The organism is Carnobacterium sp., assembly GCF_045617425.1.
In the GTDB taxonomy this organism is placed as follows: domain Bacteria; phylum Bacillota; class Bacilli; order Lactobacillales; family Carnobacteriaceae; genus Carnobacterium_B.
Genome location: NZ_JAZLIO010000003.1, coordinates 298953 through 321295, shown reverse-complemented (window position 1 = coordinate 321295; position 22343 = coordinate 298953). Strand labels below are relative to the sequence as shown.

Sequence of the window (22343 nt, the reverse complement as noted above, 5' to 3'; positions counted from 1 at the left end):
GCTTCACTTGTTCGTGAAACCACTTTTGACGGAAGAGTGACGTTCATTTAGCCTGTCACTCTTCCGTGTAGAGGCGTTTCATGACAGAGCGATACCTATTTTATGCTCCACTCTTCCATGAACAAGCATTTTGTCGTTTAATTTGTTAACCGAAAAGCTTCTAGTCTAATTTTCTAGACAAAAAAGGCTGAGACAAATGTCCCAACCTACTATTTATTATCGATTAACATATACTAATAAGAAAGTAGCAAAGACCGCTCCTAAAGTATAAATCATCTTAAATGATCGTTTCATCGTTTTATGTCGAAATACTTTCATGCTTATCAAACCACCAAATCCGCCGCCAATGAGACCTAGAAATAACAATGTTTTTTCAGGAATTCTCCATTGTCTTTTTACAGCTTTTTGTTTATCTACATACATTAGAACAAACAAAAGGCTATTGCAAATAAGCAGATAACTCATTACAAAAATCATTCTTAAGCTCCTTTTAAAGCATTCAAGCGTGCAATTTCTACAATTACTGCAGTAGCTTTCTCCATGCTTTCAACGGCTACAAATTCATAGCGGCCATGGAAGTTTTCTCCACCAGCAAAAATGTTCGGTGTTGGCAGTCCCATAAAGGAAATTTTAGAACCATCTGTACCGCCACGAATAGGTTCGATGATTGGTTCGATAGACAGATTTTCCATCGCTTCTTCAGCTAAATCCACTACAGTCATATCTTTTTCAATGATCTCACCCATATTGTAGTAAGAATCATTTAAGTCAATTGTGATTCGTTCGCTGCCATATTCTTTATTTAATTTTTCAGCTTGTTCTAGCATGAAGGCTTTACGCGCTTCGAATTTTTCACGATCATGGTCTCGAATAATATAAGTCAATGTTGCTTCATCTACTTCACCCGTTATTCCAACTAGATGGTAGAACCCTTCACGGCCTTCCGTTTTTTCAGGAACTTCATCTTGAGGCAATAATGCATCAAAAGCCATGCCAATTTTCACTGCATTTACCATCGTATTTTTTGCAGTACCTGGATGAACATTTTTACCCTGAATCTTAACTATTGCTGAAGCTGCATTAAAGCTTTCAAATTCTAATTCTCCAATAGGACCACCATCCATTGTATATGCAAATGTGGCATTGAATCCTGGAACGTCAAAACGATCTGCTCCAATACCGATTTCTTCATCTGGACCGAAACCAACACGAATATCACCATGTTCAATTGAATTATCATTGATCAAAATCTCCATAGCTGTCATGATTTCGGCAATTCCTGCTTTATCGTCAGCTCCTAATAACGTTGTCCCATCGGTTGTGATCAACGTTTGGCCGATGTAATTTTTTAGATTAGGAAACTCTTTAGGATCTAAAACAACTTGTTGCTCTTCATTTAAAACAATCACTTCTCCATTGTATTGTTCATGGAATTGCGGATTTACATTTGCTGCATTAAAATCAGCTGTATCCATATGAGCAATAAACCCAACAGTGGGTACTTTTTTAGCTGTATTACTTGGCAATGTTGCTGTCACATAGCCATTGCTCTCATTATAAGAAATATCGCTTAGACCAATGTCTTCTAATTCTTTCATTAAGGTCTTAGCAAACGCCACTTGGCTTTGCGTGGATGGAATAGTGGTACTATTTTCATCAGAACGTGTTTCTGTTTTCACATAACGAATAAAACGAGGGACTAGATTTTCATACATAAGAGATAACTTCCTTTCAACATCGTTTTTTAGATAAATTTATAAGGATCTGTATTTAATTCTGATTGGATGATATCAAAATCCCATTCAAGATCAGATTTCCACTCCGTAAATAATTCAACCAACTTCGGTTTACAAATGCTTTCAATATGATGACCAGGATCAATAACGCTTAATCCGTCAGCTAACATATCATGAGCTGTATGGTAATAAACATCTCCAGTAATAAACACATCTGCTTTTTTGCTTAAGGCATCTGAATAATAGCTTCCTGCATCCCCACCACAAACGGCAACACGTTGAATCAGTTTATCTTTATCGGGTGTGATGTAACGTAAGCCCGATACACCAAACGTTTCTTTAACCTTTTGAGCAAACTCCTGAACAGTAACAGGGTCAGCTAAATTCCCTATTCTTCCAAGGCCATATTCATCAACAAAATTCTCAATCGTATATAAATCATATGGCGGTTCTTCGTAAGGATGAGCTTCAAATAACGCTTTTTCAATTGTTTGCGTTAGGTGTTCAGGAAACACAACTTCAATTCGTACTTCCGCTACATGTTCAGGTTCATCAATTTCTCCAATGGTCGGATTAGCATGATTGATAGGCGTGAAGCGTCCAATACCCTCAAATGTATACGTACAATCTTTGTAATTCGGACCGATTTGACCCGCTCCTGCAGCAGTTAGCGCTTTTCGAACTTCTTCTTCATTTTCTTTTGGAACAAAGACTGCAATCTTTTTATATTCCAGTCTTTTCGTAACATGTAAGATCTCTGTTTCTGTTAAGTTCAACTCATCTGCTAACCATGTGTTTATCCCATTTGTAGTCACATCTAAATTTGTATGCGCAGCATAGACGGTTATATCGTTTTTCAATAGATCCGCATACATCTTCGTTTGTGCATCATCTGTGGCTAAATTTTTAAGTGGGCGAAAAATAGGTGGATGATGTGCAAAGATAAAGTCAACGTGTTGTTCAATAGCTTCTTGCACCACTTCTGGACGAACATCTAATGTCACCATCATTTTTTTTATGGGTTTCTTTAACGTTCCAACCGCTAAACCAACCGGATCTCCTGATTCAGCTAAATATTTTGGAGCAAATGATTCAAATTTTTGGATAAACTCACTTCCATAAGTCTCAGTCATTTTAGCACCTCTTCTATTTTTTGAATTTCTGCTTGGATTTTTTTGATTTTAGTTGTTTGATCTGCACTTGAATGCGTTAAACTATCTAGAATATAGCGGTTTTTTTCAAGTTCTTTTTGCCATTTCTTTTTAAAGATAGCAGAACGTTCCTCTTTTAAATGAAAACCAAACATTAGGTAAGATTCCGTTACAGTTTGTTTTAGTAATGGATCTTTCACGGCCACCATCACTTCATAAATTTTATTGTTTTCTTCAATGATTTCTTCAGCCGTAATCGTGTACTCATGATTGACCAACCATTCGCGCAAAGTTCTTTCTCCTACGTTCGGCTGCAAAATCAAGCGTTCCTTGCCTGTCAAATGACCTTTTTTAAATCCATTGTCCAAGATAGAGGCAATTAAGGAACCGCCCATGCCGCATATCGTAATCGCGGTTACATCATCTTCAGGAGAAAGAACCTCTAAGCCATCCCCTAAACGTACACTGATTTGGTCTGCTAAACCAAGACGTCGCACTTGGTTTTTTGCTGCTTGGAAAGGGCCTTCGACAACTTCTCCTGCAATAGCAAACGTAATGCGATTATTACTCGCTAAAGCACAAGGCAAATAAGCATGATCAGAACCGATATCCGCTAAACGATCCCCCGGTTCGACATAAGACGCCGCTCTGCTTAAACGCAGCGATAATTGACTTTCGTCCATACTCATCACTTCTTTCTTTTCATAATCCTTGTTTATCCTTGGAAGAACTCTTCATCCATTAAATAACCTTCTGCAGCATCTTTTGAATGAAAAACTCCTTCAACTTGATCGTTCGGTAAAGTAACGACCCATGTCGGATTGTCATAGACTAAACGTAAAACATCGCCGTTATTGTCAAACCATAATTCAGAATAACCTTCTTCATATCCGTCAGCTGTTTTCTTTAAATGAGCAATCGCTTGATCCACTAAAGAACGAATCGTTGCTTCATCTTCATCTCTTACAGAAATGTAGCCTTTATCTGTTTCTTCTTTAGGTAAATAGCCTGCATAAATCAAAGCATTTCCATTCGGGTGAAGGAAGCGCACAGCCATTGTTTTAGGTACTGCACTGTCTTTAAAATGGTAATTCAAACGATTCATTGATACCTTTGTTGCCGTTAGTTCTTCGTAGCTATCAAAAATAGCCTTTTTTTCTTCAAATGATAACATGTCATTCATCCCTTCATTCTTACATCGTCTATTATTATACCAGTTTTTTCTTCCATTCGTTGAGTTTTATCTCTCAATACGAAAGAAGGCCGTCCAAATAATGTTGATTTTGGACGACCTTCATCTATTTTTATTCTAAGAAGTCTTTTAATTGTTTTGAACGGCTAGGGTGACGTAATTTACGAAGTGCTTTAGCTTCGATTTGACGAATACGCTCGCGTGTTACACCAAATACTTTACCAACATCTTCAAGAGTACGATTGCGTCCATCATCTAAACCGAAACGCAAACGAAGTACATTCTCTTCACGATCTGTAAGAGTGTCTAGCACATCCTCTAGTTGTTCTTTCAGCAATTCATAAGCAGCATTTTCTGCTGGACTTGTCGCATCGTGATCTTCAATAAAGTCCCCTAAATGAGAGTCATCTTCTTCTCCAATAGGAGTTTCTAAAGAAACTGGCTCTTGTGCAATTTTTAGAATCTCACGAACTTTTTCAGTTGGAAGATCCATTTCTGCTCCGATTTCTTCAGGAGTTGGTTCGCGGCCTAAATCTTGTAGCAATTGACGTTGGATACGAATCAATTTATTGATTGTTTCAACCATGTGCACTGGAATACGAATTGTACGTGCTTGGTCGGCAATCGCACGCGTGATTGCTTGACGAATCCACCAAGTTGCATAAGTTGAGAATTTAAATCCTTTTTTATAGTCGAACTTTTCAACAGCTTTCATTAATCCCATGTTTCCTTCTTGGATTAAATCTAAGAACTGCATACCGCGCCCAACATAACGTTTGGCAATACTAACAACTAAACGTAAGTTAGCTTCTGCAAGACGTTGACGTGCTTCTTGATCGCCTTCTTCTATTTTTATCGCTAATTCAACTTCTTCAGCAGCCGTTAATAAATTCACCCGTCCAATCTCTTTCAAGTACATTCTAACAGGATCATTGATCTTAACTCCAGGAGGAGCCGTTAAGTCTTCTGGTTTTTCTGCTTCTCTTTCAGCTTTCATTTCTTTGAGTTTCAGTTGTCGAGCTGTTGGACCACCATCGTCTCCAACCACTCCAACACCTGCATCTTCAACCGTTTGGATCAATTGATCCATTTTTTCAGCATTTAAAGAAAAAGGAGTTGCTATTTTATTTGTTAACTCATCGTAATGAATAGTTCCTGCTGCTTTATACTCTTTGATTAAACTCTTTACTTCACTATCATACGCTTTTTTTGTTGTTAGTTTTTTTTCAGCCATTAAAAAGCCTCCTCTTTCAATCTTACTCGTACATATTATGAATCATTTTTATTTATTTTTCAATAAACGAGATAAATTAACTACTTCGATCATCAGCACACGAAGCTGTTCTTTATCGCCTCGTCTGGATGCTTCTTTCAATGCATCTTGTTTTTCTTTCAATTGCAATTGAAGACCAGATTTTCTAGAGATCACATCTAAATAATCCTCTATTTCTCTTGTCGAAACTTCGTTGCTTATTGATAACAGTTCAATTTCAACAATTAAATTTTTCAATTCCGGTTCTTTTACAAAATCAATAAACGCATCAATCGTACCTTCATTAGCTGTGTGTTCTCGGAAACTTTCATACAAAATAAAGACCATTTGATACTCATCATGTACAAAATGAAATTCATCTGCAATATTCTTCAAGATAATCCATGCTTCTTCAAAGTGAAATAACCGATTTAATAGCAACCGTTCAGCGTGTTCAATATTAGTTGGTTTCCTTTTTTGGGTCTGCACTTGCGGGTAATTTGCTTCAGCAGGATGATTCTGCTGACTTTGCTGCTGTTTTTCTTTTGTCCGCTTATTACGAGACTCATGGAATTTCTGTTGAAACTGTTCTTTTAATGAATCAATCGAAAGGTCAAATTCCATTGCTAGTTGCTTAAAATAGAGTTCACGTTCAACAGCTGAAGTGACAGAAAGCAGTTCAGATAATATCTTTTCAATATATCCAAGTCGTTCACTCTCATTTGATAAATTGAGCGACTTACGGTAATAAGACATTTTGAACCCAAAAAGTGTTTCTCTTCCGTGAGCAATCAGTTCTTTAAAAGCATCCGCACCATTTTTTTTAATGTATTCATCCGGGTCCATACCTTCAGCGAATCGAATAATATCAATATCAAAATTGGTCTCTGCTGCTAAAAGATCACTAGCTCGTTTGGTCGCTTCAATTCCAGCAGAATCTCCATCATAAGCAATTATGACATGATCTGTAGTTCGGTCAATCAAATGTATTTGTTCGTTGGTAAGACTGGTTCCCATTGAAGCAATTCCATTGGTTATACCGGCCTTCCAAGCTCCAATAACATCCATAAATCCTTCAAACAAAATAACTTCTTTTTCTCTTCTGATCGAAGAACGTGCAAGATCAAAATTAAACAGAACGGTTCGTTTATTAAATAATTGAGTCTCCGGACTATTTAAATATTTTGGTGCACTGACATCAGCATCTGGCTGAAATATCCGACCTGAAAAAGCCACGGTTTTTCCTTGTTGATTGCGAATAGGAAAGATAATCCGATTGTAAAATCGATCAAGTAATTCCCCACTATCCTTCTCAACAAACAAACCCGTTTTTTTTAATAACTCTTGCTCATAATTTTTTCCAATTAAATATTGATGAAGCATGGTTCGTTCTCGTGGAGCAAACCCGATATTAAACGTATCAATTACTTCACGGGTCAATCCTCTTTGAGTTAGATACTCTAAAGCTTCTTCTCCTATTGTGGTATTCAATAGAATATGATGAAATAATTCTGCACTTTCTTCATGGACACGGATTAGTTTTTCTTTAGCTGAGTCATTTGGCTGGTTTTTATGATCGTGGTCTTGTACCAAAGATTCATCTAATTCAAATTGACTCAATTCAGCTGTTTTAATGACAGCTTCTGGGAAAGTTAACCCATCGACTTCCATTAAAAATGTAAAAACATTCCCACCACGTCCACAACTAAAACAGTGAAAAATTTGTTTCTCTTCTGTTACAGAAAATGAAGGAGTTCGCTCTTCGTGAAAAGGACAAAAACCAAAAAGATTTTTGCCTTTCTTTTTTAATTGAACATACTGACTGACAACATCCACTATATTGGTTTCTTGTCGTACTTTATTGACCGTTTCTTCTGGAATCATTATCGCCAAGCTGTTCACCTCTTAATCAAAAAAATAAAGAACGTTAGTTTCTATCAGAAATTACATTTAGTCTCTAAAAGTCGCACTCAAATACTAGTGCGACTTCACTCTCAAAATCTATTCTCAGACAGAAATATACATGTTTTATAATAGCACATTCTTTACAAGAAAACAAATCTTTAAATTGGTTAGCTAACATTGTCCTTTGTTACCTATAAAGAGATTTATTATAAAGATTAATAAAAGTTATTTATTTTGCTTTAACCTCATTTGCTAGAATCTTTTCATCACGGACAAACGTAAAATAAAACAATTGGTTCAGAGCCTCGCATAGCGCGTAGTTCCAAACCAATTGTTCACTTCAGTGATTTTTCATTTTAATTTTGCTACTGTTGCCGAGAATGTCGAGCGACTCATTAAAGATTTCCATACAATATGTGCAAGCATAAAATCAATCATACTGTGAACAATCGTACCTGCTCCTACCAATAGGAAAACCGATTGTAAGAAACCTTGCGTATAATAAGCAGTAGTCATCTCACCACCAAAATAAAAAACAGAAACTACAGCTACTTCACAACTAGCATGCAGCAAGCCGATTAAAAACGAAAAGAGTTGCGTTTTAGCAGTCGATTGCAAAATTGAAGGTTTTTTCAGGAGAATATAAGACCCGACTCCCGCAAAAACAACATGGGTCAAAGCTCTCAAAGCGATAATAATCGGGAAACCACCAAGCAAAAATCCGAGCGCCGTTCCTAAAGCTACAGTCAGTGCAATCATAGGCGAGATAAACATCGCAATAAAAATCGCCACATGACTAGCTAACGTAAAGGATGCGGGTTCCAAGATTAATTTAACTGGTGAAACCATTGGAATTAAAATACCTACAGCTACCAACAAAGCTGCAATCGTTAATTTGTGAACTCCATTCGTTTTCATTTCAACAACTCCTATCCTCAAATGCGCATTTACACGTGTCAAGACACGTTAGCAACTTTAATTATAGGTGTTTTCGAAAAGATGTCAAGACACCTTTTAATTTTTGTATAAAATGCCTAAGGTATTCAGTTCTTTTTTTATTCGATCAAATGTTTTTTTGTCTGGGCAGGCTATGGTATGCAGATGAACACCACCGGTTAATTCAGATAATAAGTTGGCTTGTTTATTTTCGATTGCTTCCATAAATTGATCTGCATCATATCGTGAAGCAATCATTAACCGTCCTTTTAATTCTCCATATATTGGGTGCTCAACGATAACATCCACCACTTCTCCTCCATTATCGACTACCGCATACAATTCAGTTTTTGTTTCTGCTGCACTATGGGAACTAGCTAATTGCCCAAGATATTTGTTCGTCATAGAAGCAGATTCCAATACATATCCTTTTGGGGTAGCAATAACATCAACCCCACTCGCTCTTAACAAGGCTACATCGCCCACAATAATTTGGCGACTCACATTTAATCGTGCAGCCAGATTTCTTGCACTTATGGGTCTGTTTTCTTGTGATAAAATCGAAATAATACTGTCTCTTCTTTTCGTTGCCTCCATAAAAATCAGTCCTTTTCCCATTAATACGCTCGTTTTAATCTTATTATACCTTAATAGAACACGTTTGAAGCCTTTAAATAAAACTTCTTAATTTATATAGGAACTATTCCTAAATATGCTATAATTTAAAAAAATGATTTCAGTTAGGAGGATCTAATGAAACTTTTCAAACTTAGTTTACTTATCTTCATCAGTTTAACTCTGATTTTTTGTCTATATGGTTACTATCAAAATCGTTCATTAGACATTGAATACCAAACGATTGCACTCGAAGATCTCCCCCAAGAATTAGATCAATTAAAAATCGTCCACGTATCAGATACCCATTTTGAAAGAAACCGCATCTCAATTGAAATGTTGCTTTCCGAAATAGAACAAGCCCAACCAGATCTGATTTTCTTAACGGGAGATTTGATTGATCGTACAGCTGATTTAAGCAATGTACCTTTAGAAGAATTCGGCCGCTCCTTGAGTACTCTTGCGCCAACTTATACCGTATCGGGAAACCATGAAACGAGCAGTGGACAATTAGATGAATGGGCTCAAGAAATCAATCAAAGCGGAGTTACGTTATTAAACAATGAACAGATCACTATAGAATTCAACGATGCTCAGTTAGCTTTAGTAGGGGTTAAAGATGAGGATTATCCTATTGATGTCCCTATGATAAATCCTATAACGGACATGCCTGTATTGTTACTCGCTCATCACCCTGAATATTTTGAAGACTATCTAACTTCTAACCCTCTTATTGAACCAGATATCACATTTAGCGGTCATGCTCATGGTGGCCAAATAAGACTCCCTCTTATCGGTCCTTTGTACGCTCCTGGTCAGGGCTTCTTTCCTAAATACACCACAGGAATCTATAATAGCGAAGTAGACCCCTCAAAAAAATTAGTCGTCAGCAGAGGAATCGGAAATAGCCTATTTCCATTTCGCATCAATAACAAACCCCATCTGTTAGTAATCACCCTTGAACGCACTAAATAAAAGCAACCACTTATGAGGAAAGAACAGGAGCTCTCATAAGTGGTTGCTTTTATATCTACTTTATTGACTAAATTGTGCCTCATACAACTTTTTATATGGCCCATTTTTTGCTAATAAATCTTCGTGACTGCCTTCTTCAGCAATTCCTTCTTCATTTACCACGATGATACGTGTAGCATGCTTGATCGTCGCTAAACGATGCGCAATGATCAATGTCGTGCGACCTTCGGCTAATGAGTTTAAAGATTCTTGAATCACTTGTTCTGTTTCAGTATCCAAAGCAGAGGTCGCTTCATCTAAAATCAAAATCGGAGGATTCTTTAAAAACATGCGCGCAATAGATAAGCGTTGTTTTTGACCGCCAGATAATTTTACGCCTCGCTCTCCAATAATTGTATCCAGTCCTTCCGGCATCTCATCAACAATTTTTTCTAAATGCGCTAATTTGACTGCTTTTCGTATTTCTTCTTCACTAGCATCTAGTTTCCCATAAGCCACATTTTCTCTGATGCTCCCTGGAAAAAGGTACACATCTTGTTGAACAACACCGACTTGTTCTCGCAAAGACTGCATCGTCATATCTTGAATGTTGATTCCATCAATTGTTACTTCTCCTTCACTAACCTCATAAAAACGAGGCAGCAAATTACAGATAGTCGTCTTCCCTGCTCCACTAGGGCCAACAAACGCCACCGTTTCACCTGCACGAATCGATAAATTGATTTTGTCCAACACTCTTTTGGACGAATCATACCAGAAGGATACTTGTCTGTACTCAATATCCCCTTTTAAGCGGTCGACTTCAATTGCATGTTCTTTATCTTGAATAGTAGGTCTTTTATCAAGTTCTTCTGTTAATCTCTTAAATCCTGCAATTCCTTTAGGGTAACTCTCAATCATCGTGTTCACTTTTTCAATCGGTCGAACAAATACATTGGATAATAAGATGAACCCTACAAAATCACCATAACTAATTTCACCTTGAATCGTATAGTAAGCTCCAAAAAATAAGGCAAATAAATTAATTAAACGAATCAGTAAATAATTATAGGAAGAGCTGATGGCCATCATCTTATAGAATAAAATTTTTGATGATCGATAAGCTTGATTCAGTAACTCAAATCTTCCGGCTTCATGTTCTTCATTTGCAAAGGCTTGAACCACACGTATCCCACTCACGGACGACTCAATACCTGCACTAAATTCACCTAAATCATTAAAGATCTTTGTGTTGATTTTGGTCATGCGTTTATTGAAAAACACTAATGCTATGGTGATAAAAGGAATCATCACAAACGTTGCTAAAGCTAATTGAACGTGCACTGTTAACATCAGCAAAAATGCTCCACCCAAAGTAATGATGGTGATAAACACATCTTCGGGACCATGATGAGCAACTTCCGATATTTCAAATAAGTCCGTTGTCAAGCGTGTCATTAATTTCCCTGTCTTTTGATTGTCATAATAACTGAACGGCTGCTCTTGCAAGTGACCATACAATTCACGACGCATATCTGTCTCGATATTCACTCCCAGTTTGTGCCCAAAATAAACAACGACATACTGCAAATAAGTGTTTACAACATACAAAAACAATAAAGATAGCGAAACTGTTACAATCAATGTCCAATTAGCTGAAGGCAAGAGGTCATCGACTACTCGATTGACTACTAGCGGAAAAGACAATTCTAAAACAGCTGCGAGTATCGCACAGCCAAAATCTAAAATAAATAATTTTTTATACGGCTTATAATAACTAAAAAAGCGTTTTAACATAGGATCCTCCAATCTGGTTTAGCCAATTTGATTACTATACTATTTTTTATGTACCTTATTTAGATTGAACGTACTCCATCAAGATGACCATATGATTGCATTCTTCATCTTTGGCAATATAGATAAAGGTTACCGGGGGGTTCAATTACCCGAAAATATATTGTTTGAATTTTTCCACGTGTGGATTGGCTTCTAATTCAGCCCAATAAGCTTGTTTAAACGCATTAAATTTTTGTGGTTGATGGTTAAACGCTTTGCGAATCGTTGGAGTTGGAGCAATTTCTTTAGCCCATTCTTTTAAATCGGCTTTTTCTTTCGCTACTCCTCTTGGCCACAGTCGATCTACTAAAATACGGCACCCATCTTCTTTTTCTACTTTTTCATAAATCCGTTTCATGGTTAAGGGATAGTTAAGCATAGCTGTTCACTCCTTTATCCAATTAAATAAAAACCCCACTAAGGAAAATTCTATCCTTAATGGAGTATAAAGTAAACTTATTTGCTAAAGGTTATTTAACAACTAATTTGTCTACACTTGCAAAAGATAACACAAATTCAGAGATTTGCATCAATAACGCTAATCGATTATTTCGAACAGCTTCATTGTCTGCCATAACCATATTTTCATTGAAAAAGGCTTCAATTAATGGTTGTAGCTGTTCAAAAGCTTCATAGCTCTGATGGCTGTTTTCTTGGCTAGACTCTGTTGCAATTGCTGCAAATGATTCATGCAAGTTTTGTTCAGATGGTGTTTCAAATAAAGCAGGATTTACTGATACTTGCGTTTGATCAAGAAGTTCTTCCCCTTTAGCAGCTAAATTTAAGACACGAGTCAACGCTTCGATGGTTGGTTTAAAAACAGCATCAGATAAATGACCATTGATGATTCGACTAGCTTCGATCAATTTCAGTACATTATCTTGACGAGAATTTAAAGCCGCATCGATAACATCATGACGAATGCTCTCTGCCATTAATAATTGACGTACACGTGCTTTAATAAAATCGATGACTTGTGGAGTGCTTGATTGGTAACCTTCTACCAAAGCGCTCTGTGTGATAACTGGAGCAGCTAAAATACCGTCTTTAAGTGAGTCCATAGGGAAAACCCAATTTTTTGATTCAATAATGCGTACAATACCGTATGTCTGACGTCTCAAGGCATATGGATCATTAGATCCAGTTGGAATCATTCCAACTGCGAAGAAACTCAAGACACTTTCTAGTTTATCGGCAATCGCTAACACGGCTCCGACAGACGATTGTGGAAGTTCTCCTTCACTTGAGATCGGCATATAGTGTTCTCTGATAGCAGCAGCTACAGTTGGATTTTCTCCTTGCATCAAGGCATACTTTTCTCCCATGATTCCTTGCAATTCAGGGAATTCTCCTACCATATTGGTTACCAAATCAAATTTATAAATTTCAGAAGCACGTTTTAAATCAATTAACTCAGTCGTCGTTAAGCCAACTTGTTCCCCAATCAATTGAGCAATAGCTTGTACTCGGTTCATTTTTTCATAAATCGAACCAATTTTTTCATGAAAAGTTACTTGTTTTAAGCGATCCACACAAGAAGCAATTGTTAATTTTTGATCTTCTTCAAAGAAGAATTGACCATCATCTAAACGGGCAGTCAATACTTTTTCATTTCCTTTTGCAACTGTCTTAATGTGCTCAGCATTTCCATTACGAACAGAAATAAAGCAAGGCAAAATAGTTCCTTCGCTGTCTTTCACTCCAAAATAACGCTGATGGTCTTTCATCGATGTAATCAATACTTCTTCTGGTAAATCGAGGTATTTTTTATCAAATGAACCATAAAAAGCAGTTGGGTATTCAATCAAATTGTTGACTTCTTCTAGTAATTTTTCATCAAATGTAACAGACCATTGATTTGCTTCCATCAACTCTTCAATTTGACTCACAATCATTTGTTTACGTTTGGCACTGTCCGCAATCACAAAAACATTTTCTAATGTTTTTTCATAATCTAATGCACTAGCAAAAGTGACATCTCGTCCTAAAAAGCGGTGTCCGCGTGAGGTATTTGACGTTTGAACATCCAAGATTTCAAAAGGAATCACTTCTTCATCCAACATCGCAGTCAACCAATGAAATGGGCGAATGTATTTAAAGGAGTGGCTGCCCCAATGCATGCTTACTGGGAAAGTCATAGAGGTAATCACTTCATCTAACCCAACTAAAATTTCTTTAACGGTTTTACCTGAAATAAATTTATCTACATAAACATACTCAACGTCTTTAATTGATTTGAAATAAATGTCCTCAGTCGTTGCCCCTTGACCACGCGCAAATCCTATAGCTGCTTTACTCCAATTTCCCTCAGCATCTTGAGCTATTTTTTTAGCAGGGCCTTTTACAGATTCTTCAATGTCTTCTTGTTTTTCGGCAATATCCTTCACAATGACCGCTAGACGACGTGGCGTTGAAAAAGGAATCACTTCTCCATGTGGTAATCTATTTTCTTTTAAAAAGGCAGCTACTTTTTGTGTTAATTGTTTGCTGCTCGGGGTAACGATATGAGCGGGTACTTCTTCTAAACCGATTTCTAATAACAGATTTTTAGTCATATTACTTTGCCTCCTTATTTTCGATAGATTGACCTTGAAGCAAAGGGAACCCTAATTTTTCACGTTCGGTAACAAAAGCTTTTGCAATCGAACGAGCCATTTTACGAATACGAGCCAGATATCCGGCACGCTCAGTAACCGAAACGGCTCCTCTTGCGTCTAACAAATTAAAGGTGTGGCTACATTTTAAAACATAATCATAAGCTGGATGAACCAGACCTGCTTCAATTTGAGTAGTCGCTTCCTTTTCATATTCATTAAATAACATTAAAAGCATCTCTTGATTGCTATTTTCAAAAGCGTATTTTGAATGCTCGTATTCAGGCTGAATAAAGATTTCGCCATATTTTACGCCTTTTGTCCATTCAATATCATACACACTGTCGACATCTTGAATGTAAGAAGCTAAACGTTCTAAACCAAATGTGATCTCACTAGTTACAGGATTGCATTCTAACCCACCAACTTGTTGGAAATACGTAAATTGAGTGATTTCCATTCCATCTAACCAAACTTCCCAACCTAGACCTGCACAGCCCATAGAAGGATTTTCCCAGTTGTCTTCCACGAAACGAATATCGTGTTCTAAAGGATCAATGCCTAATAAGCGCAGACTTTCTAAATAAAGTTCTTGGATGTTATCCGGTGAAGGTTTCATAACGACTTGAAATTGGTGGTGTTGGAATAAACGGTTTGGATTTTCACCATAACGGCCATCTGCTGGACGTCTTGATGGCTCTACATAAGCTGCATTCCATGGTTCAGGCCCAATAGCACGTAAAAAAGTATAAGGGCTCATTGTTCCGGCACCTTTTTCTGTGTCATAGGATTGGAGCAACAGGCACCCTTGATCAGACCAATATTTTTGTAAAGTTAAAATGATTTCTTGAAACGTTAAACTATTTTCTTTCATTACGCATTCTCCTTTTCATTTCAAATCCTAATGGATAACTAAAAAATAAGACAAAAAAAGTCCCTATGCTGATCAGGATCAGCATAGGGACGATAGTACAATCGCGGTTCCACCCTAATTCTAGTTTAAATAAAACTAGCATCTCTTTTAGTAAACAGCTCCAGAAGGCCTTTCAAAACTTTGTCTATACTCGGCTTTCACTATCCCAAGTTCGCTTTTATAGAGGTAAAATTTTTACTCTTTTCTTTCATCGCTGGTTATTCAGTTGTTACTATCATAGCTTGTCATAAGAACTTTTGTCAATCATTACTTTCATTCTTATCTGGCGTTTCATTCGGAGGAACTCTCTTGTCTATTAAGAGATTGCCCCAAGTATACATTTGATCGATAAATTTTTTACTTTTTAACTTGATTCCAACAGACTCTTCATAGATTAGGTCAATCAACGTCCTGATTTCACGTTTTGTTTCTTCTTTAACCGTAATAGCCCCTAATTGATCCAATGAAACTACTGAAAACAAACGAATAAAATGAATGGCTCTTCTGCTTGCATGATAGCGGTGACGATCTAGATGCCAATGATTTTGGCACAGTAGACCACCATAACTGCCTGAGTAATCAAAGGGACCTTCTGTATTTCCACATACACGGCAGCCTCTTAATTCAGGCGAAACACCAAAGTATGGAAGAATCTGGATTTCAAATATATTCACGACGATCTCAGGATCCGTTTCTTCATCGATTTCGGTTAAACACCGGTCAATTTTATGAAATAACGTACTATCCACAATCCCATCGTCTAGAGCTGCGTCAGCTAGATTTAAAATATAGGTTGCATAAGCATTTAAAAAAATATCGGTTTGCATACTTTTATACTGATCCACTTCTTTTGCATCTCTTATAAAACAAAGCCCCGTATCACGAATATCCGCAATATATGTCGCTTTCGTAAATGGCAACACCGCAGTTCTGAGTTTGTTCTTTTGCTTTCTGGTTCCTTTAACAAAAAACATTCTCTTGCCAAAGCGATTCGTAAACAATTTAACTAATTGATCGTTTTCGCGATGATTTCGCACAGATAACACAATGCCTTCTACTTCTTCTACTTGAGCCATTTAGAATCCTCCTACGAGATACAATCTCAGCTTAAAAAAACAAACCATAAAAATATGGTTTGTTTTTTTAGTTGGTTCCTGCTAATTAATAATCATCTTTGCGGTAACCGTAGTCTTGTAAATTCGTTTGACGATCGCGCCAATCTTTTTGAACTTTTACCCAAAGATCAAGGTAAATTTTGTCTCCCAGTAATACTTCGATATCTCTTCTCGCACGAATACCAATATCTTTCAGCATTTTTCCGCCTTTGCCAATAATGATCCCTTTTTGACTTGAACGTTCTACAATGATTGCTGCATGAACTTGAACTTTCCCCAGTTCATTACGTTGCATACTTTCTACTACTACCGCCACAGAATGAGGCACTTCTTCTCTAGTCAACTCTAATACTTTTTCACGAATCAATTCAGAAACGATAAAGTATTCGGGATGATCGGTCACTTGATCTTCCGGGTAGAATTGAGGTCCATCAGGAAGATATTTTGTAATTTCCTCTAACAATGTATCTACATTGTTTCCTTCAGAGGCTGAAATCGGAATAACTTGTGCAAAATCTACTAATGATCGGTAATCTTCGATAATCGGCAGCAATTGATCTGGATGTATTTTATCAATTTTATTCAAAACTAAAAACACAGGACTTTTTACTGTTTTTAATCTTTCCATAATAAAATTATCTCCGGGTCCTCTTTTTTCTGCAATATTTACCATAAATAAGATCACATCAACTTCTCTAAAAGCACTAAAAGCTGAATCTACCATGAAATCCCCTAGACGATGTTTCGGTTTATGAATACCAGGTGTATCAATAAATACGATTTGTGATTCAGGAGTTGTGTAAATCCCTTGAATTTTATTTCTTGTTGTTTGAGCTTTATCACTCATAATTGCTATTTTTTGCCCTACAATTCTATTTAACAACGTCGACTTACCAACATTTGGACGTCCTACGATAGAAACAAAACCTGATTTGTGCTCATTTGTATTTTTCATTAAACCATATCCTCCGATTTAAAAGCTCCGGGTAGCAATTCGCCAACCGTTGTTATGTGTTTATTTCCTTTATTGTTCGTTAGTAAGACAGGCATATCTGGACCACAAAATTCTGCTAGTACTTGTCTACAAGCTCCACAAGGTGAGATAGGGGCGTCTGTATCGCCGGTAACCACCAAATAGTCAAACTCCATTTTACCTTCAGAAACAGCTTTGAAAATTGCTGTACGCTCAGCACAATTGGTTAAACCAAAAGAGGCATTTTCAATATTACATCCTGAAAATACTTCTCCCTCTTTCGTTAAAAGAGCTGCTCCAACTGGAAATTTAGAATAAGGAACATAAGCTTTGTCTAGCATATCCGTTGCTTTTTGAATTAATTCTTCGACTTTTTTTCCTGCAGTGTGCATAAATGTTGATCCCCTTTAAAATAGTATTTGCCATAATTTAGGTAATATAATAATTGTCGCTACTACAACGGAAAATCCTGCTGTCATTAGAACAGCTGCTGCAGCCATATCTTTAGCTTTCTTTGCCAAAGGGTGATATCTCTCGCCAGCAGCTAGATCAACCACATTTTCAATAACCGTATTCCAAACTTCCATTATAATTACTAGAAATATACTGAAGATAACCCATAACCATTCATTGACAGCTAAATTAAGGAACAGACACAACAATAGTACTATTGAACCGATTCCAACATGGGAACGCATATTCCGTTCTTCTTGAAATACCGTTAGAACTCCCTTAAATGCATATTTAAAGGAATCTAAAAATCTAGAGTTTTTTACTACTTCTTTTTTATCTTTTAAGTCCATAGGCTTCCAATATCTCTTTCTGCAATCCAAACATTTCTTTTTCATCTTCAGGGGTCATGTGGTCATACCCATTCAAATGTAAGAACCCATGTAAGGCCAAAAATCCTAATTCTCGATCAAAAGAATGTCCATATTCATCGGCTTGGCTTGCGGTTTTATCAACAGAAATAATAATATCGCCAATATTTCTTGGCATCGGTTCTTCTAAATTGTCGAAGTTGATCATTAATTCGTCTTCTGCTTCATCTTCAATAGCAAAACTAATGACATCAGTCGGTTGATCTTTTCCACGGTAAGTCTTATTGATTTTTTGAATATTTTCATTGTCAACAAATGTCACTGACATCTCAGCATCCTTTGGCAACTCTAGATGATCTCCAGCAAATTCTAGCAATGCCTGGATCAATTCTTTTTGTTCTATAGTAATTTTGTTGGTTTCATCATACAAATCTAATTCCATGAGTACTATCTTCGCTCCTTTTTTATTCCTCAATTGTAACCCTCAGCTGATATTAATTATTCAATGTGGGGTATTCGATCCTCGAATGGAACGTACCATTCAATCCTTCACAAATTGCCTTTTCAACTATCTTCAATTCACGTAAAGAAATCGAACATTCATCAAATTGACCATCTGTGATTCTTCCATTAATTAAATTATGAACGAATTTTTCAATGGATTCTTTAGTCGGATGCGACATAGACCTTACAGCTGCCTCAGCACTATCGGCAATATTGATGACAGCTGCTTCCTTTGTTTGCGGTTTTGGTCCCGGATACCTAAAATCACTTTCAAGTACGGATTCATCTTTCTCTTTAGCCATAACATAAAAATATTTCATAAGTGTTGTCCCATGGTGCTGAGCACAAATATCAATAATCGATTGAGGCATTTTAGCATTTTCAAGCATTTTGACTCCTTCACTAACATGTCCAAAAATAATTTCTTTACTTTCAAAAGGAGTTAATAAATTATGTGGATTTTCCATCCCAGGTGGTAAATTTTCCACAAAAAAGAGTGAATGACGCAATTTTCCAACATCATGATAGTAGCATGCCACTCGAGCAAATAAGGAATCTCCCCCTATAGCCCCGACTGCATTTGCGCTTAAATTCGCTACCATCAAACTATGATGATAAGTTCCTGGAGCTTTTGTCAGCAGTTCTTTTAGCAATGGGCTGTTCGGGTTAGATAGTTCAGTTAACGTCAATACAGCATTTTCTTCAAATAAAACTTCAATATACGGCGATAGAAGTACAGCCAGTAAGTAAGAAATGATTCCACTCAATAGAGCATAGAAAATCATTAGAAAAACTTGTTGTGACCAAAAATTCATATTTAAGTATAAGATAAATGAACTGATAAACAAGGCATTGAATACAGTGACCCAAATAAAACTAGACCAGAATTGATTGGTGATTTTAGTACGCGTAATCATTGTACCCATCATACCGCTCAATAGATAAAACAGGACTAAAATAATGCTAAAACTAGTACCTGAATCTGGACTGAAAATAAAGATAGAAAATGCAGCTGTAAATCCATTGGCCAATATTCCAAAACGTCGTGAGCCAAATGCCGTTAATAACGTTGAAGCTAAAGCAGCTGGATACAATAAACCGATATAATCAATATCTGAACTTTGAAGCAACTGCAAGCTTTTCATCAACACTAATGAAGCAATCATAATAATAGAATAGAACGTAATTTGACGTCCATGATCGATTCTGTCAATTTTTCTAGATTTGCCTAAATAATACAAAAGCAACGCTTGCGTAAAGATCAATACAATCAGTCCATATAAAGATTGCCTTGAAGAAGAATTGTCCAGAAGACCTAGTAATTCAAGCTGATGCATATCATTGCTGTCAACAACATGGCCTTCTTGAACAATTACTTGACCTTGTAAAATCAGTGAAGGAGGAACATTAGCCATCTCTTCAACTTTCTTTTGCTCGGTAGCATTTGCATTATAGGTATTATTTTCAACAATAGCATTATCGATAATCAAGCTGGCGATGCGTTGGTTATTTGAGTCTAAATCAGAATAATCCAAATTGTTATTGGCTTCTATTTTAATTTCACTTACTTCTTCGCTTTTAATCGGATGAGTCATGAATTGAGATACCACAGAAACAATTGATTCTCTCATACTCACTAAAGTTGCTTCATTCGTAGTCAATAAATCTGAAACAGCCCAATCTGGAAGCATATCAATAAATTCTTTTGTGGCATCGTCTAAGTTGTTTAGTTTTTCTTTAAATAGTCTCAGCATCTCATCTTCTGATAATCTAGATACTTTCATCTCTGACAATTCCTCAGCACTTACCTCAGGATCGTTTTCAGTAGCTTTTTTTCTTGCTTCTTTTAAGTCAGCTTCATATTTTTTATCTGTTTCTTGAATCACTTCATCTATCGTAGCAAATAAAACTTCTACTTTTGATATTTGGATGCCCTTCAAGTCCGGGTTATACGTGTATACAGGAGAAACCGTTGCTGCGACAGTTTCTTTATTTTCTTTTGTCTTTTCTGTATCTTCTACAGTTGCATTTGCACGTATGGTCTCGTCTGCTACTTGAAACAACTCGATATCTAAAGCAGTAGGTTTAACGGTGCTGTACATAATAAAAAATATAATCACAGAAGAAAGCAAAAGAATAGAAGGAATATATAGCTTGCCCAGTTTTTTCTGAAGGCGTATTAAATTTCTTCGCATTCATTCACTTCCTATTCATTTTTTTCAGTACTCAGTTTTTCAATTTCATCTTTTTTGATTTCACTTATTGTTTTTTCTTCGCTGTAAGCATTTATAATGCTTGCAACTACTGGATGACGCACTACATCATTCGAATCAAATTGTACAAAATCAATCCCTTTAACTTTGTGCAATACTTTTTCAGCATGGACCAACCCGCTAATAGCTCCTCTAGGCAAATCAATCTGAGTAACATCTCCATTTACAATCATTTTTGAGCCAAAACCAAGTCGAGTCAGGAACATCTTCATTTGAGCTTTTGTCGTATTTTGTGCTTCATCCAATATAACAAATGAATCTTCCAATGTACGTCCTCGCATATAAGCTAATGGAGCAATCTCGATAACGTTACGATCCATTAATCGAGTAGTGTGCTCCAAGCCGAACACGCTGTACAAAGCGTCATAGATTGGGCGCAAATACGGATCGACTTTTTCTTTTAAGTCTCCAGGTAAAAAACCAAGATTTTCGCCTGCTTCAACAGCCGGACGAGTCAAAACGATTTTTTTCACTTCCCCTTTTTTCATAGCAGCAACTGCCATGACAACTGCTAAATAGGTTTTACCTGTTCCAGCTGGACCTACACCAAAAGTAATATCATTTTTTTTAATGGATTGAACATATTGGCGTTGACCAAATGTTTTTGCACGTATTGGTTTGCCACCATGATCTTTCCCAATTTCTTCTTCATACATGCTGACGAAAAATTGCAATGTATTTTTTTTAGCCATCTTAATGGCAGTAACCACATCTGATGGTCCAATTTGAATGGAGCGTTTGATCAACTCTTCTAATTGATTAAGGATTTCCTCAACTATAGCTGTGGTTTCTTCAGAGCCAATAATTTCTAAATGGCTTCCACGGCTGTTAATGATAACTTCCATTGATTCTTCTAATAACGTTAAATGTTTATCTTGAGTACCAAATAGAATAGCTGTAGTATTTTCATTTTTCAAATTTACTAAACGTGTTTCATTCGTCAAGTTAGTCAACCAAACAACACACTCCTTCTTCTTTCTATACTTTAAAGAATAGCACATTTTTTGTTTAAAATGAAGCTTTCCTTCTTAGATAGAAATCCACATCTTAAATCTTAAGAGCAAAAAAAAGATAAAGTTAAGAATTATCTTAACTTTATCTTTTTTAACGGATAACTGCTTATCCTTTATGCATTCAAAAGTTCTTTTACTAATCGATTGACTTCGTTACCGTCTGCTTTACCTTTTGTCAAAGGCACAACAACTCCCATAACTTTTCCAAAATCTTTCATAGACTTAGCATCTACTTTAGTAATAGCTTCTTGAATAATCGCTTTAAGTTCGTTTATAGAAAGTTGCTGAGGTAAATAGTTACCAACGATGTGCATAGCTGCTTCAGTTTGTTCAACTAGGTCTTCTCGACCAGCTTCTTTAAACTCTGCAAGAGATTCACGACGTTGTTTCATTTCGCGAGAAAGAACTGTTAACTCTTCATCCTCACTTAATTCATTACCTTTGCTGATTTGATCATTTTGCAATGCAGCTTTTAACATACGTAGAACAGCTAAAGATTCTTTATCTTTGGCTTTCATCGCAGTTTTAATGTCGTCATTAATGGTTTCTAAAAGTGACAA

The 22343-nt window shown here is 36.5% G+C and carries 22 protein-coding genes and 1 other annotated feature; of the genes, 1 reads left to right on the top strand and 21 read right to left on the bottom strand.

Going from position 1 to position 22343, the window contains the following annotated elements:
• Positions 1–216: 216 nt before the first annotated feature.
• The 9 genes from ACKI3H_RS02095 to ACKI3H_RS02055 all read right to left on the bottom strand — a co-directional run bounded on the left by ACKI3H_RS02095 (position 217) and on the right by ACKI3H_RS02055 (position 8769).
• Positions 217–477: a DUF1294 domain-containing protein gene (locus tag ACKI3H_RS02095; RefSeq protein ID WP_407370632.1), complete on the bottom strand. Its 261-nt coding sequence runs from the start codon at positions 475–477 to the stop codon at positions 217–219.
• 2 nt (positions 478–479) lie between these two features.
• Complete coding sequence (gene pepT / locus ACKI3H_RS02090; RefSeq protein WP_407370631.1) at positions 480–1715, bottom strand: peptidase T; 1236 nt, start codon at positions 1713–1715, stop codon at positions 480–482.
• A gap of 29 nt (positions 1716–1744) precedes the next feature.
• Positions 1745–2869 (bottom strand): Nif3-like dinuclear metal center hexameric protein, encoded by a 1125-nt coding sequence (locus ACKI3H_RS02085; protein WP_407370630.1) that lies wholly within the window; start codon positions 2867–2869, stop codon positions 1745–1747.
• Positions 2866–3570, bottom strand: a complete 705-nt coding sequence (locus tag ACKI3H_RS02080) for a tRNA (adenine(22)-N(1))-methyltransferase (protein ID WP_407370629.1) — start codon at positions 3568–3570, stop codon at positions 2866–2868. The genes ACKI3H_RS02085 and ACKI3H_RS02080 overlap by 4 nt, the downstream gene beginning before the upstream one ends.
• Before the next feature lie 32 nt (positions 3571–3602).
• On the bottom strand, positions 3603–4061 hold the full coding sequence (locus ACKI3H_RS02075) for a hypothetical protein (protein WP_035024165.1): 459 nt from the start codon (positions 4059–4061) through the stop codon (positions 3603–3605).
• 130 nt (positions 4062–4191) lie between these two features.
• Positions 4192–5313 (bottom strand): RNA polymerase sigma factor RpoD, encoded by a 1122-nt coding sequence (gene rpoD, locus ACKI3H_RS02070; protein ID WP_350450033.1) that lies wholly within the window; start codon positions 5311–5313, stop codon positions 4192–4194.
• 48 nt (positions 5314–5361) lie between these two features.
• On the bottom strand, positions 5362–7215 hold the full coding sequence (gene dnaG, locus ACKI3H_RS02065) for a DNA primase (RefSeq protein WP_407370651.1): 1854 nt from the start codon (positions 7213–7215) through the stop codon (positions 5362–5364).
• A gap of 372 nt (positions 7216–7587) precedes the next feature.
• Positions 7588–8154 (bottom strand): hypothetical protein, encoded by a 567-nt coding sequence (locus tag ACKI3H_RS02060; protein ID WP_407370628.1) that lies wholly within the window; start codon positions 8152–8154, stop codon positions 7588–7590.
• 96 nt (positions 8155–8250) lie between these two features.
• Positions 8251–8769, bottom strand: a complete 519-nt coding sequence (locus ACKI3H_RS02055; protein WP_407370627.1) for a transcription repressor NadR — start codon at positions 8767–8769, stop codon at positions 8251–8253.
• Between the two features lie 156 nt (positions 8770–8925).
• On the opposite strand from ACKI3H_RS02055, the gene ACKI3H_RS02050 reads away from it, so the two are divergent.
• Positions 8926–9762, top strand: a complete 837-nt coding sequence (locus tag ACKI3H_RS02050) for a metallophosphoesterase (RefSeq protein WP_407370626.1) — start codon at positions 8926–8928, stop codon at positions 9760–9762.
• A gap of 60 nt (positions 9763–9822) precedes the next feature.
• Here ACKI3H_RS02050 and ACKI3H_RS02045 read toward each other — a convergent pair whose 3' ends face one another.
• The 12 genes from ACKI3H_RS02045 to ACKI3H_RS01990 form a co-directional block, all read right to left on the bottom strand.
• Positions 9823–11538, bottom strand: coding sequence for an ABC transporter ATP-binding protein (locus ACKI3H_RS02045; protein ID WP_407370625.1), 1716 nt, complete (start codon positions 11536–11538; stop codon positions 9823–9825).
• A gap of 145 nt (positions 11539–11683) precedes the next feature.
• On the bottom strand, positions 11684–11956 hold the full coding sequence (locus ACKI3H_RS02040) for a DUF488 domain-containing protein (RefSeq protein ID WP_407370624.1): 273 nt from the start codon (positions 11954–11956) through the stop codon (positions 11684–11686).
• Between the two features lie 91 nt (positions 11957–12047).
• Complete coding sequence (gene glyS / locus ACKI3H_RS02035) at positions 12048–14132, bottom strand: glycine--tRNA ligase subunit beta (RefSeq protein ID WP_407370623.1); 2085 nt, start codon at positions 14130–14132, stop codon at positions 12048–12050.
• A gap of 1 nt (position 14133) precedes the next feature.
• The gene (glyQ, locus tag ACKI3H_RS02030) at positions 14134–15045 is read right to left on the bottom strand and encodes a glycine--tRNA ligase subunit alpha (RefSeq protein ID WP_013710795.1); all 912 of its coding nucleotides are present in this window, start codon (positions 15043–15045) and stop codon (positions 14134–14136) included.
• 82 nt (positions 15046–15127) lie between these two features.
• Positions 15128–15305, bottom strand: a binding site (T-box leader).
• 39 nt (positions 15306–15344) lie between these two features.
• Entirely contained in the window at positions 15345–16160 is an 816-nt protein-coding gene (gene recO / locus ACKI3H_RS02025; RefSeq protein ID WP_350450040.1) for a DNA repair protein RecO, read from the bottom strand.
• Between the two features lie 85 nt (positions 16161–16245).
• Positions 16246–17154, bottom strand: coding sequence for a GTPase Era (era, locus tag ACKI3H_RS02020; protein ID WP_407370622.1), 909 nt, complete (start codon positions 17152–17154; stop codon positions 16246–16248).
• Entirely contained in the window at positions 17154–17564 is a 411-nt protein-coding gene (locus tag ACKI3H_RS02015; protein WP_407370621.1) for a cytidine deaminase, read from the bottom strand. Before ACKI3H_RS02015 ends, era begins: the two co-directional genes overlap by 1 nt.
• Before the next feature lie 15 nt (positions 17565–17579).
• Positions 17580–17975 (bottom strand): diacylglycerol kinase family protein, encoded by a 396-nt coding sequence (locus tag ACKI3H_RS02010; RefSeq protein WP_407370620.1) that lies wholly within the window; start codon positions 17973–17975, stop codon positions 17580–17582.
• Positions 17959–18435, bottom strand: coding sequence for an rRNA maturation RNase YbeY (gene ybeY, locus ACKI3H_RS02005; protein ID WP_407370650.1), 477 nt, complete (start codon positions 18433–18435; stop codon positions 17959–17961). Before ybeY ends, ACKI3H_RS02010 begins: the two co-directional genes overlap by 17 nt.
• Before the next feature lie 52 nt (positions 18436–18487).
• Entirely contained in the window at positions 18488–20692 is a 2205-nt protein-coding gene (locus ACKI3H_RS02000) for an HD family phosphohydrolase (protein ID WP_407370619.1), read from the bottom strand.
• Between the two features lie 11 nt (positions 20693–20703).
• A complete protein-coding gene (locus ACKI3H_RS01995) occupies positions 20704–21714 on the bottom strand; it encodes a PhoH family protein (RefSeq protein WP_407370649.1) in 1011 nt (336 codons plus the stop codon).
• A gap of 182 nt (positions 21715–21896) precedes the next feature.
• Positions 21897–22343, bottom strand: coding sequence for a GatB/YqeY domain-containing protein (locus tag ACKI3H_RS01990; RefSeq protein ID WP_350450045.1), 447 nt, complete (start codon positions 22341–22343; stop codon positions 21897–21899).